The 12,480-nt window shown below is 36.2% G+C and carries 10 protein-coding genes; all 10 read left to right on the top strand.

Annotation, left to right across the window (positions count from 1 at the left end):
- Positions 1-397: 397 nt before the first annotated feature.
- Positions 398-961: a signal peptidase I gene (gene lepB / locus EK386_RS03145; protein ID WP_126657572.1), complete on the top strand. Its 564-nt coding sequence runs from the start codon at positions 398-400 to the stop codon at positions 959-961.
- Positions 962-1,109: 148 nt separating this feature from the next.
- Positions 1,110-1,988 (top strand): ribosome biogenesis GTPase YlqF, encoded by an 879-nt coding sequence (gene ylqF, locus EK386_RS03140; protein ID WP_126657571.1) that lies wholly within the window; start codon positions 1,110-1,112, stop codon positions 1,986-1,988.
- Between the two features lie 437 nt (positions 1,989-2,425).
- Positions 2,426-3,214, top strand: a complete 789-nt coding sequence (rnhB, locus tag EK386_RS03135) for a ribonuclease HII (protein ID WP_126657570.1) — start codon at positions 2,426-2,428, stop codon at positions 3,212-3,214.
- Complete coding sequence (locus EK386_RS03130; protein ID WP_126657569.1) at positions 3,211-5,115, top strand: TP0910 N-terminal domain-containing protein; 1,905 nt, start codon at positions 3,211-3,213, stop codon at positions 5,113-5,115. Before rnhB ends, EK386_RS03130 begins: the two co-directional genes overlap by 4 nt.
- A complete protein-coding gene (locus EK386_RS03125; protein ID WP_126657568.1) occupies positions 5,112-5,405 on the top strand; it encodes an EscU/YscU/HrcU family type III secretion system export apparatus switch protein in 294 nt (97 codons plus the stop codon). Before EK386_RS03130 ends, EK386_RS03125 begins: the two co-directional genes overlap by 4 nt.
- A 170-nt stretch (positions 5,406-5,575) precedes the next feature.
- Complete coding sequence (sucC, locus tag EK386_RS03120; protein ID WP_126657567.1) at positions 5,576-6,736, top strand: ADP-forming succinate--CoA ligase subunit beta; 1,161 nt, start codon at positions 5,576-5,578, stop codon at positions 6,734-6,736.
- A gap of 18 nt (positions 6,737-6,754) precedes the next feature.
- Positions 6,755-7,657, top strand: coding sequence for a succinate--CoA ligase subunit alpha (sucD, locus tag EK386_RS03115; protein ID WP_126657566.1), 903 nt, complete (start codon positions 6,755-6,757; stop codon positions 7,655-7,657).
- A gap of 86 nt (positions 7,658-7,743) precedes the next feature.
- The gene (gene dprA / locus EK386_RS03110) at positions 7,744-8,628 is read left to right on the top strand and encodes a DNA-processing protein DprA (protein WP_126657565.1); all 885 of its coding nucleotides are present in this window, start codon (positions 7,744-7,746) and stop codon (positions 8,626-8,628) included.
- 282 nt (positions 8,629-8,910) lie between these two features.
- Positions 8,911-10,992, top strand: a complete 2,082-nt coding sequence (gene topA / locus EK386_RS03105) for a type I DNA topoisomerase (protein WP_126657564.1) — start codon at positions 8,911-8,913, stop codon at positions 10,990-10,992.
- 20 nt (positions 10,993-11,012) lie between these two features.
- Positions 11,013-12,326 (top strand): FADH(2)-oxidizing methylenetetrahydrofolate--tRNA-(uracil(54)-C(5))-methyltransferase TrmFO, encoded by a 1,314-nt coding sequence (trmFO, locus tag EK386_RS03100; RefSeq protein WP_126657701.1) that lies wholly within the window; start codon positions 11,013-11,015, stop codon positions 12,324-12,326.
- Positions 12,327-12,480 lie beyond the last annotated feature (154 nt).

The following is a 12,480-nucleotide window of genomic DNA, read 5'->3' as shown; positions in this document are numbered from 1 at the left end:
AGCTCCCTTTCTTTTTGACAGATTTTAACAAGAAAGAACGATTAATATAAAAAGTGAAAGCGATATAAACTAACAATAGAGCAGGTTTACTTTAATGAATAAGTGTGGAATTTTAAGTTAGAATAATGTCTAGCTTCAGCGCCCTAGCCCCTTTCGAAACTTCAACTTCCTCCTACGCATGCAAGTATGCGTAGGAGGAAGCTTCCGAAGTACACGGATGTACAAGTGCCGACAATGCCACAAAGACACTTTGCGACGAGTAATCGCAGGAGCACCGATGTGGCGTTCTTGGCGGCCAGTTTCTTTCGGAGCTGAGTGAGGGCGCTTGCGCTTTTCTTATCACTTGCCAAAGAGAATTAGTTTACAATAAAATGGGGATTATGGGGAGGTTTCTCTCGTGGAACAAACAAAAAAAGAAAAAAATGAATTTTGGGAATGGACGAAAGCACTTCTAATTGCGTTTGCAATTGCCGTACTTATTCGATATTTTTTATTTACGCCAATTGTAGTGGATGGCGATTCGATGATGCCAACTTTAGTTGATGGGGATCGTATGATTGTAAATAAAATTGGTTACACAATTGGTGAGCCAGATCGCTTTGATATTGTTGTTTTTCATGCGCCTGAGGGAAAAGATTATATTAAGCGAGTAATCGGTCTTCCAGGTGATACAGTTGAATATAAAGACGATCAATTATATATTAACGGGAAACCATACGATGAACCGTATTTAGATCAGTATAAATCTGAATTAACAGAGGGTACGTTAACGCAAGACTTTACGTTACAAGATGTTGATCCCACTTTAGAAGTAATTCCAGAGGGGTACGTATTCGTAATGGGGGATAATCGTCGTTATAGTAAAGATAGTCGCCATATTGGTATTGTTAGCGAAGAGGAAATTATCGGAAGTACAAGTATCGTATTCTGGCCGATTAGTGAAATGAAGATTGTAAAATAATATGTCAATTTTCTAAGGAGGTTTTAAAGAATCTCCTTTTCTTTATTTAAAGAACAAGCGTTGTGAAGTGTGGTGTTTGTTAGTTTCATTTGGAGCATTCGAGAGCCACTTCCGTTTTACATAATATACACCAAGGAGGACAAGTAGTATGACAATTCAATGGTTTCCGGGACATATGGCGAAAGCTAGACGGGAAGTATCAGAAAAGCTAAAATTAGTTGATATTGTTTTTGAATTAATCGATGCCCGCCTTCCTTTATCGTCAAGAAATCCAATGATCGATGAAGTGATTCACCAAAAGGCAAGGCTATTAATATTAAATAAAGCAGATATGGCAGATGACGCTGAAACAAATAAATGGGTGAAATATTTTGCTGATAAAGGGCAAATAGCGGTTGCGATAAACTCCCTTGACGGAAAAGGACTACAGCGTGTTACAAAAGCGGCACAAGAAATCTTAGCACCGAAATGGGAACGTATGAGATCACGTGGGATGAAACCTCGTGCAATCCGTGCCATGATTGTTGGGATACCAAACGTAGGGAAATCAACATTAATAAATCGATTAGCAAAGAAAAATATTGCGAAGACAGGAAATACACCAGGTGTGACTAAGTCTCAACAGTGGATTAAAGTAGGGAAAGATTTAGAACTACTTGATACACCGGGGATTCTATGGCCAAAATTTGAAGACCAGGAAGTTGGTTTAAAGTTAGCTTTAACGGGAGCAATTAAAGATACAATCATTAATATGGAAGACTTAGCGGTGTACGGATTGCGTTTCCTTTCGATCCATTATCCAAATCGTATGGAAGAGCGGTATGGTTTATCTTTTGTCCATGAGGAGATTGTTGAAACCTTTGATCACATTGGAAAACTACGAAAAGTATACGGACAAGGTGGAGAAATTGACTATGATCAAGTGGCCTATATTATTGTCCGAGATATACGAACGCAAAATTTCGGTCCTTTAACCTTTGATATGGTTGATGAACAATTAGAAAAAGAAGCAATCACTGAAAATTAATGCAGGGAGATACCAATAAATCGATTTGGTATCTCTTTTTTTACAGAGGAACTGTTTAAAAAGTAAATAAGTTTACTCATTAGTGTCAAAAGACTAGCTATTTCTTGCGTTATAAATTTGTTGATTGTAATTGAAATCCACAACAGGAAAACGAATAGTAAATTGCGTAACGCTTAGGAAGTCAACTAAAATTAGAAAATGCGGCCTACCACTGTAAGCCGCGCACTACGCAACACTTTTTTGAATTACTAATAAAAATAATAAAATTAGTTTTTTATTATATCATCTGTCTACCTAATTGAGAGCATGTTACTTATTAGACAGCCGTATTTTGAACAGTAATTATTTATAAAAAATGACTTTGTTATGAAGTTTACCTTTTATGCCATTAGGAACAGCCGATATATAGAGTAGATGAAAATAGGGAAGTGTAATAAATGGTTAAAACAATCAAAGAAATCACAGATGAATTAAATAAAGTGATGCAATATGAAGAGTGGATGGATGAATTAAAAAAGGATACACGAGCTGGAGTTCAGAAAGCACTGAAAACATGGGAAAATAAAATGAAAAAAGTACAGAAAATAAAAAAAGAACACGATGAGAAAGTACAATTTGATCATTCATTTTTACCATTTGAATCAGCATTGATAGCAGGGCTTGACGAGGCTGGGCGTGGACCTTTAGCAGGGCCAGTTGTAACAGCTGCCGTAATATTGCCTAAAGATTGTGAAGTGTTTACTGGGATCAATGACTCGAAGCAATTAACACGACAAGCAAGAGAAACTTATGCACAAATTATTAAAGAAAATGCAATTGCCTATTCTATTCATTTTCAAGGTGTGGAAGAAATTGATCGATTAAACATATTAGAAGCAACAAAACAATCGATGAAAAAATGCATTGAAGCATTAGACACTTGTCCAGACCTTTGTATTGTAGACGCACTAGAATTGCCAATAGTTATACCACAACAATCCATTATTAAAGGGGATGCTAAAAGTCTAGCGATTGCAGCCGCGTCAATTTTAGCAAAAAGTGCCCGTGATGAGTTCATGGACCAGCTTCATGAGCAATATCCAGTGTATGGTTTTGATCAAAATGCAGGCTATGGTACAAAGCAACATTTAGAAGCTTTAGAACAGTATGGTCCCATTTCTGAACATCGCAAAAGTTTTGAACCAATTAAATCTATGGTTTTCAGTAAGGAGGAATTGCTCCTATGACATCCACATCTTTTAACCCAATCCAACTACAACAAACTACTATGCAGTCACAACAACCTTTAAGTTTAAAACAAGGCCAGGTTTTTCATGGAACAATAAAAAAGCTATATCCAGATCAGATGGCTGAGATTCAGGTAGGAAATCAAAAATTGTTTGCCAAGCTTGAAACGCCATTAAAAGCGGGAGATTCGCATTTTTTTCAAGTGACAACCATTAATCCTCAAGCTGAAATAAAAGTAGTATCAGGACCTATGCAGCCCACACAACCGATGCTCACACAAATCAATCAGTTAATGGAATCTATGAACTTACCGAAATCCACAGAAATGCAAACATTATTAGCTCATTTTATTAAAAATCAATTACCTATTACAAAAGAAACATTAATTCAAGCAGAGAATCTTTTAAAAAGTATGCCAAAAGAATTTCAAACGCAAGAAGCGGCAGTTGCTATACAAAAAATGGTAGAAGCTAAAATGCCTTTTACGAAAGAAGTATTTCACGGATTATTATATGGGGCGAAAACAAATGGAATTGCAGGAGAAATTTCAAATTTAACAAAACTAATTATGAATGATTCTACAATCCTGCCCGAAGCAAAGACGAACTTAGTGCAAACGTTACAATCAATTATAAAGCCATTTCAACATGAAGTTGGAGGGGCAATCTTATCTAAAGCGATCCAATCAATGATGAATCAGAATGAAACAGCCTCCAATCGTTTAGAGGCATTAAATTTATTAAAGGAATCAAATATTTTGCCACAAAATGCGACACTTTCAAATTGGATGTCACTAAGTTTTGCAAAAGTTTCTTCAACTACTAATCCTGACTTTTCTAGTCCTGCACTAAATGCTGTAGTGCAAAATATTGCCGCAACAAATGTTGAAGAATTACCTAGAATGCTTCAACAATTAAAAACTTTAGTTGACGAGGATTCTGTCTTAAGTGAACAACAAAAACAACAAATTTTACAATTAGTGAATCGATTTGAGGCTTTACCTAAGACAGAAGCGACGATTACCCTCTTTGCGAAACAGTTTCATGAACAATTAATAAAAGCTTTCTCAGAACAAGGAACAAAGATGTTTGAAGTCGATCAACAGGGGTATTCTAAGAAAGATCAATTGTTATACCTATTAAAACCAGAAGCGATCACAAGTTTAAATGCTACACATGTGAACATTGCAAAGAATGCCGATAACTCAACAGTGCCATTTATTCAAAATTTAATCAGCCAAGCAGATGGACAGGTTCAAGCTGCAATTGATAGTAAAGCGATGGAGCATGCGATAAAAACAGTTTTGAGAAGTTTAGGGCTAAGCTATGAAGCGACATTCCATTCGAAGACAGATAATATTCAAGAAAATATCCAGTCATTAAAACCGCAGCTCTTATCATTACTCCAAGACATGAACACTTCTTCTACAGTAAGAGAGGGAGCAGAACATATTTTATCACGCTTAAATGGCATGCAGCTCCATTCTGGTGAAAATGGTGTTCAACATCAATTAGTCATGCAAATTCCTTTACACTTCTTCGGAAAAAATACAGATGCAACGGTTCAATGGAATGGGCGCATGAAAGAGAATGGGAAGATTGATTCAAACTATGCTCGAATATTATTCTATTTAGACATGGAAAACCTAAATGAAACGATGATTGATATGCAAGTACAAAATCGCATCGTGACAATTAATGTGTATAACGAACACAATAATCTTGAAATTTTGGCAAATCCGTTAAAACAAACTTTAAAGGATGGACTTTTAGAAAAAGATTATCAACTTTCAGGACTATTCTTCAAACAATTCGAAAGGGATATACCTCAAACAGTCATTGCAAAATCGAAACATAATCAGGATCAAAATAAAAAGAGTGGAGTAGATTTCCGTATATGAATGAAAAAAAGTTTGTGAGAAAAGAAGCAATCGCATTAACGTATAACCCACAACAAAATAATAGTCCTACAGTTGTGGCAAAGGGAAAAGGGAAAATTGCGGAGAATATCTTAGAACAAGCTTCAATCCATAATGTACCAATTTATGAAGATCACAATTTAATTGAATTACTAGGAAATTTAGATTTAAATCAGTCGATCCCAGAAGAATTATATCAAGCTGTAGCGGAAGTCTTTGCCTTTATTTACAGATTGGATCGTAGTTATAGTACAGAAAAAATTGAAAAATAGTATTGTATAACAATATTATTTATTAAGTATTTTTGGTTGTTGTAGAGAGAAATGTAATAAAAGGTGTAAAAAGGAACATTTGATACAATGATAGACTTTGTCAGAAAATTTGTATAGAATGGAATATGTTAATAAAATAATTTCCAAATGGCAGAATTGGAGGATTTATCATGAATATCCATGAATATCAAGGAAAAGAAATCTTGAGAAAATATGGTGTAGCTGTTCCAAATGGAAGAGTTGCTTTTTCACCAGAGGATGCAGTGAAAGTCGCAAAGGAACTTGGTTCAAATGTGACGGTTGTAAAAGCGCAAATTCATGCTGGTGGGCGCGGTAAAGCAGGAGGCGTAAAAATCGCGAAAAACCTTGAAGAGGTGCGTTCTTACGCGAAAGAATTACTAGGGAAAATTTTAGTAACACATCAAACTGGTCCTGAAGGCAAGGAAGTAAAACGCCTTTATATTGAAGAGGGATCAGATATTAAAAAAGAATATTACTTAAGCTTTGTTTTAGATAGAGCAACTTCTAGAGTGACGTTAATGGGCTCAGAAGAAGGTGGTATGGATATTGAAGAGGTAGCCGAAACAAATCCAGAAAAAATCTTTAAAGAAGTAATTGATCCTGTAACAGGTTTATTACCATTCCAAGCGCGTCGTATGGCGTTTAATATGAATATCCCATCGAAGTTAGTGAATAAAGCAGCAAAATTAATGCTTGGTTTATATCAAGCATTTGTTGAAAAGGATGCTTCGATTGTTGAAATTAACCCTTTAGTAGTAACGGGTAATGATGAAGTAATGGCTCTTGATGCGAAATTTAATTTTGATTCAAATGCGTTATATCGTCATAAAGATATTGTCGAATTAAGAGATTTCGACGAGGAAGATCCAAAAGAAATTGAAGCGTCTAAATATGACTTAAGTTACATTTCACTTGATGGAAATATTGGCTGTATGGTAAACGGTGCGGGTCTTGCTATGGCAACGATGGATACAATTAGTTACTATGGTGGACAACCTGCAAACTTCCTAGACGTTGGGGGCGGTGCAACAACAGAGAAAGTAACAGAAGCGTTTAAAATTATTTTATCTGACCCACAAGTAAAAGGGATCTTTGTCAACATTTTCGGAGGAATTATGAAATGTGACGTTATTGCTGAAGGTGTTATTGCAGCAGCAAAACAAATTGGGTTAGAAGTACCTCTTGTCGTACGTTTAGAAGGAACGAACGTTGAAAGAGGGAAAGAATTATTAAATGAATCTGGTCTAAATATTGTCGCAGCAGACTCAATGGCAGACGGTGCCGAAAAAATAGTGAAACTTGTAGGCTAAGGAAGGCAGGGAGATTTCATGAGTGTTTATATTAATGCAGATACAAAAGTAATCGTTCAAGGGATAACTGGTGAAACAGCTTTATTCCATACGAAACAAATGCTAGAATATGGTACAAAAATCGTAGCGGGTGTGACACCGGGTAAAGGTGGACAACTTATCGAAGGCGTACCGGTTTTTAATACGGTTCAAGAGGCAGTAAATGAAACAGGTGCTAATGTTTCAGTAATCTATGTTCCAGCTCCATTCGCAGCAGATGCAATTATGGAAGCAGTTGATGCCGAACTAGATTTAACCATTTGTATTACTGAACATATTCCAGTGTTGGATATGGTAAAAGTTAAGAAGTATATGGAAGGGAAAAAAACGCGTCTAGTTGGTCCAAACTGTCCAGGGGTTATTAGTGCTGATGAATGTAAAATCGGAATTATGCCAGGATATATCCATAAAAAAGGTCATGTAGGGGTAGTGTCTCGTTCTGGTACACTAACTTATGAAGCAGTACTTCAACTTACTCAAGCGGGTATTGGTCAAACGACAGCAGTTGGTATTGGGGGCGACCCAGTAAATGGTACGAATTTCATTGACGTACTAGATGCATTTAACAATGATCCAGAAACGTATGCTGTTGTTATGATCGGTGAAATTGGTGGTACAGCAGAAGAAGAAGCGGCAGAGTGGATTAAGGCAAATATGACGAAACCTGTCGTAGGCTTTATCGGTGGACAAACTGCACCTCCAGGAAAACGTATGGGTCACGCAGGTGCCATTATTTCTGGTGGTAAAGGTACTGCGAGTGAGAAAATTAAGGCAATGAATGAAGCAGGTATAGAAGTTGCACCAACTCCTTCTGTTATTGGTGAGACATTAATAAAAGTAATTAAAGAAAAAGGTCTATACGAAAAGTGTAAGACCCATTAAAATAAAAGGTGTTAACGCTACAATTGCGTTACACCTTTTCATTTTTTATTGCGGTCACGTCTCGAAAACTACAGAGGGGTGATAATATGAAAAATTTGCAAGAACTTCTTGCTCTCCATTACGTTTATCCTCTCACTTTTAATAAATTCCAACAACTAGAAGGTCAAGTAGGATCAATTCAAAATATAATTCATTTGTCATCGATAAACTTAGCTAAAATATTATCGGTTTCGACAAAAAATGCAGAAAAAATTTTATACAATTATAAACATTTAATGAAAGTTAATTTAAAAGAAGCATATAATTCTGCTAATATAAATGTTATTCCTTATTTTAGTGAATATTATCCTAAAAAACTATTAGAAATAAATAATGCGCCAACAATGCTTTATGCAAAGGGGGACATCGCTTTATTAAAGTGTCCTCTAAAATTGGCGATAATTGGATCGAGGAAAGCAACAAATTATTCGCGGTTAGCAATGGATTATATTGTGCCGCCATTAATTGAACAAAACTGTGTCATTGTAAGCGGTTTAGCTAAAGGAGCAGATAGTTTGGCTCATACATCCACCATAAAGTATGGAGGAAAAACAATTGCAGTTTTGGGACATGGATTGTTTCATATTTATCCTAAGGAAAATAAACAATTAGCAGAAGAAATTGCAGAAAATCATTTATTATTAACAGAATATCCTCCATATGTTGGTGTTCAGAAATGGCATTTCCCCAGTAGAAATCGTATTATAAGCGGTATTAGTGATGCACTGATTGTAACGGAAGCTGCATTAAAAAGCGGGACACTTATTACAACAGAGCTTGCACTAGAAAGTGGAAAAGATGTGTTTGCAGTACCTGGACCCATCCATTCTCAACAGTCAATGGGGACGAACAGTTTAATTAAGGAAGGGGCTATACCAATTTGGAATGGCCACCAAATAATAGAAGAAATGAAAATGTTTTTTCGTAAATAAAGTAGTGTACGTGTTATCGATCCTTGCAAGGAGGTAACATCGATTTGTCTTATTATTAGTGACAAATCGTGATTTTCTAAGGTAAATATTGAAAAAAAGTTGCATTATCGTAAAAACTGTTATACATTTTGCAACAGATATTTATTTTTAACTATTATGAAAATAGTGGGACAATTTCTAAGATTTTGTATTCCGCTAAACAAGATATTGGGGTATAGGGGAAACCTAACTATTAAATGTTTTACTTTAATAACAATTTACCTCTATAAGGGGGAAGAATAAATGGCAGATTATTTAGTGATTGTAGAGTCACCAGCAAAGGCAAAAACAATTGAAAGATACTTAGGGAAAAAATATAAAGTAAAAGCTTCGATTGGACATGTTCGTGATTTACCACGAAGTCAAACAGGTATAGATACAGAAAACAACTATGAACCGAAGTATATTACTATTCGTGGTAAAGGACCTGTGCTTCAAGACTTAAAATCAGCTGCAAAAAAAGCGAAGAAAATTTATCTCGCAGCCGATCCTGACCGTGAAGGAGAAGCAATTGCATGGCATTTAGCAACGGCTTTAAATATTGATACGAATTCAGATTGTAGAGTGGTGTTTAATGAAATTACAAAAGATGCAATACTAGAGTCATTTAAACATCCAAGACCAATTGACATGGATTTAGTAGATGCCCAACAAGCTAGAAGAATTTTAGATCGACTAGTAGGCTACAATATTAGTCCAATTCTTTGGAAAAAGGTAAAAAAAGGACTGTCAGCTGGACGAGTGCAGTCGGTTGCATTGCGATTGATTATTGATCGGGAAGAAGAGATTAAAAACTTTGTACCAGAAGAGTATTGGTCAATTGAAGGTTTATTCGAAAAAGGAAAAAAACAGTTTGATGCTTTGTTCTATGGTGTTGGAAAAGAGAAAGTAAAGTTATCAAATGAAGGACAGGTTAAAGAAATTTTAAGTGGAGTAAATGGTGAGGACTTTAAAGTTACAAATATTGTAAAAAAAGAACGTAAACGTAACGCTGCACCAGCTTTCACGACGTCTTCCTTACAACAAGAAGCAGCGCGTAAGTTAAATTTCCGTGCGAAGAAAACGATGATGTTAGCCCAGCAATTATATGAAGGGATTGATATCGGTAAAAAAGAAGGTACAGTGGGTTTAATCACATACATGCGTACCGATTCAACTCGTATTTCTGATACTGCTAAGAGTGAAGCGTCATCCTATATTCTTGAAAAATACGGAAAAGACTATGTCGTGAACGAAGAAAAGAAATCCAAAAAGGCAACAAATGCTCAAGATGCCCATGAAGCCATTCGACCAACAAGTGTGATGCGTACACCAGATGAGTTAAAAGAGGTTTTAAGCCGCGATCAATTACGCTTATATCGTCTAATTTGGGAACGCTTCATCGCGAGTCAAATGTCTTCGGCAATTTTAGATACAGTTGCAGTAGATTTAGTTAACGGTGATGTACAATTCCGTGCAAATGGTTCCCATGTTAAATTCCCAGGATTTATGAAGTTGTATATTGAGGGAACAGATGACCAAAATGAAGAAGAAACAACGAAACTTCTACCAGAAATGGAAGTTGGGGATGTTGTGAAATCATTAGAAATTGAACCGAAACAACATTTTACACAGCCTCCACCTCGTTATACAGAAGCTCGCCTTGTAAAAGAATTAGAAGAACGAGGAATAGGAAGACCATCCACATACGCACCAACATTAGATGTTATTCAAAAGCGTGGTTATGTACAATTGGATTCGAAGCGTTTTGTCCCAGCAGAACTTGGAGAAATCGTGCATCAAGCAATGTTAGAATTTTTCCCTGACATTATCAATATTGAGTTCACAGCCAAAATGGAACAAGATCTTGATAAAATTGAAGAGGGGCAAACGAACTGGGTAAAAATTATTGATGAATTTTATAAAGATTTCGAAAAACATGTAAAACATGCTGATGAAGTAATGGAAAAAATCGAAATTAAAGACGAACCTGCAGGAGAAGATTGTGAAAAATGTGGATCTCCTATGGTCTATAAATTAGGTCGTTTCGGTAAATTTATGGCTTGCTCTAATTTCCCAGATTGTCGAAATACAAAAGCCATTATGAAACCAATTGGTGTAAAATGTCCAAGTTGTGAAACTGGTGAAATCGTTGAAAGAAAAAGCAAAACGAAGCGATTATTTTACGGTTGTAACACTTACCCAGAATGCGAATTTGTATCGTGGGATAAGCCAATTAGTAGACCTTGTCCGAAATGTAATGCATTATTAGTAGAGAAGAAGATTAAAAAAGGTGTTCAAATTCAATGTACAAAATGTGACTATGAGGAAGCACCTTCACAATGATTGAGAAAGATGGTAGTAAAATGACAGAACAAATTGTAAACGTTATTGGAGCTGGTCTTGCTGGTAGTGAGGCTGCGTGGCAAATTGCAAAGCGAGGCGTAAAGGTACGTCTTTATGAAATGCGCCCAGTGAAACAAACTCCAGCACATCATACCGATAAATTTGCTGAGTTAGTGTGCTCGAATTCATTACGTGCAAACACTTTAACCAATGCAGTTGGTGTGATTAAAGAAGAAATGCGTATTTTAGACTCGGTAATTTTAAAAGCTGCGGATAATGCATCAGTACCGGCTGGAGGGGCTCTTGCAGTTGACCGCCATGAATTCGCTGGATACGTTACAGAAACAGTGAAAAATCATCCACTAGTTGAGATCGTGAATGAAGAAGTAACTGAAATTCCAGCTGGGATCACAGTAATTGCAACAGGTCCACTAACTTCTCCTGCATTGGCAGAGAAAGTAAAAGAACTAACTGGTCAAGAATATTTATATTTCTATGACGCAGCAGCTCCAATCGTTGAAAAAGATAGTATCAATATGGATAAGGTATATTTAAAATCACGCTATGATAAAGGTGAGGCGGCATACTTAAATTGTCCAATGACAAAAGAAGAGTTCGATGCTTTTCGTGAAGCGTTAATTACTGCAGAATGCGCACCATTAAAAGAATTCGAAAAAGAAAAATATTTTGAAGGGTGTATGCCGATTGAAGTGATGGCGTCGCGCGGAGAAAAAACAATGCTGTTTGGACCGATGAAACCAGTTGGATTAGAAGATCCGAAAACGGGAAAAAGACCTTATGCTGTCGTTCAACTTCGTCAAGATGATGCAGCTGGAACACTTTATAATATTGTTGGTTTCCAAACGCATTTAAAATGGGGAGAACAAAAACGCGTATTCTCGATGATTCCAGGTTTAGAAAATGTTGAAATCGTGCGCTATGGTGTCATGCATCGAAATACGTTTATTAACTCACCAACTGTTTTAACAAAAACGTATCAATTAAAAGCAAATACGAACATTTTCTTTGCAGGACAAATGACGGGTGTTGAAGGCTATGTTGAATCAGCAGGTAGTGGCCTAATTGCAGGAATCAATGCTGCAAGATTAGCGCAAGGGAAAGAACCAATCGAATTCCCGTTTGAAACAGCTCTTGGAAGTATGGCACGTTATATTACAGAAGCAGATGCGAAAAACTTCCAACCAATGAATGTAAACTTCGGGATTTTCCCTGAGCTAGGAGAAAGAATTCGATCAAAACAAGAACGAGCAGAACGACATGCAGAACGAGCATTAACGACAATTCGGAATTTTGTGAATTCTCAAACAATATAATTGATTTATGCCTCATTAAATTGATATAATTTATGAGGCATTTTCTTTTGCTAAAAAGTCAAAATTATCGAGGTTTGAATCGAGTGTAACAAACAGATAATTGCACAAAGGAACTTTACACTTGTCCGTTGTTTTTGAACAAATTGTTGACAAT

This window comes from Lysinibacillus antri (genome assembly GCF_003977595.1).
Classification (GTDB): domain Bacteria; phylum Bacillota; class Bacilli; order Bacillales_A; family Planococcaceae; genus Ureibacillus; species Ureibacillus antri.
Note: the sequence above shows the minus strand (reverse complement) of the source record. Positions and strands in the feature narration are given on the sequence as shown.

Excerpts from the sequence above, each read along its gene's own strand:
- trmFO (WP_126657701.1), top strand. The coding sequence starts at position 11,013 with ATGACAGAACAAATTGTAAACGTTATTGGAGCTGGTCTTGCTGGTAGT.
- dprA (WP_126657565.1), top strand. The coding sequence starts at position 7,744 with ATGAAAAATTTGCAAGAACTTCTTGCTCTCCATTACGTTTATCCTCTC.
- sucD (WP_126657566.1), top strand. The coding sequence starts at position 6,755 with ATGAGTGTTTATATTAATGCAGATACAAAAGTAATCGTTCAAGGGATA.
- topA (WP_126657564.1), top strand. The coding sequence starts at position 8,911 with ATGGCAGATTATTTAGTGATTGTAGAGTCACCAGCAAAGGCAAAAACA.
- ylqF (WP_126657571.1), top strand. The coding sequence starts at position 1,110 with ATGACAATTCAATGGTTTCCGGGACATATGGCGAAAGCTAGACGGGAA.
- EK386_RS03130 (WP_126657569.1), top strand. The coding sequence starts at position 3,211 with ATGACATCCACATCTTTTAACCCAATCCAACTACAACAAACTACTATG.
- EK386_RS03125 (WP_126657568.1), top strand. The coding sequence starts at position 5,112 with ATGAATGAAAAAAAGTTTGTGAGAAAAGAAGCAATCGCATTAACGTAT.
- rnhB (WP_126657570.1), top strand. The coding sequence starts at position 2,426 with ATGGTTAAAACAATCAAAGAAATCACAGATGAATTAAATAAAGTGATG.
- sucC (WP_126657567.1), top strand. The coding sequence starts at position 5,576 with ATGAATATCCATGAATATCAAGGAAAAGAAATCTTGAGAAAATATGGT.